Here is a 737-nt window from a genome sequence, read left to right as displayed (position 1 = left end):
TCCAATGTTAAATTATATATTTGGTTTTTTATTAATGAATTTTTATAATTTAAATTATTTAGTATAGTTATAATAAAATATTAAAGAACCAGATATAAATAATAAAACCAAAAAAATAAATAATACTTGTTCTAATAATAATTGAGTTTTCATTGTATTCTTGAATAAATTGATGTTTGATTTTTAACTATATTTAAATTACAATTCCCATAACATACTCCTGTACAATTATTTGTCAATATTATTAATGATAAATAATTCTCAAAACATCCATACAATGTAATATTATTATTGTTTTCTAATAAATAATATCCATTCATCTTTGGATCATATACATAATAGTTTCCATATGAATATATTAATTCNNNNTGATATGTTAGATTATTTAATGTTGTTTTACAAAAATTATTTGATTTAATTAATGTTAAATTATTTAAACAATATATATAATATCCATTTAAATTAAAATTTATATTAAAATATAAGTCATCTTCTAAATTATTTAATACATTTTCTATATATTTTGGAATCATATTGAAATTTATTTTGATTATTGAATTTTGTTTCATATATTTTATTATTGTTCCACCATGTAAAAACAAAATAAAATGTAAATACAAATTATAATGATTATTAAAATATATTCAATGTAAATATGTATAGATTTCATAAAAATATATTACCTTTATATATTAAATATTTTTCTCTGATAATCTTCTAAGAAAAATACATCTTCT

This window comes from Candidatus Nanopusillus massiliensis (assembly GCF_920984865.1).
This window is presented reverse-complemented; position numbering follows the sequence as displayed.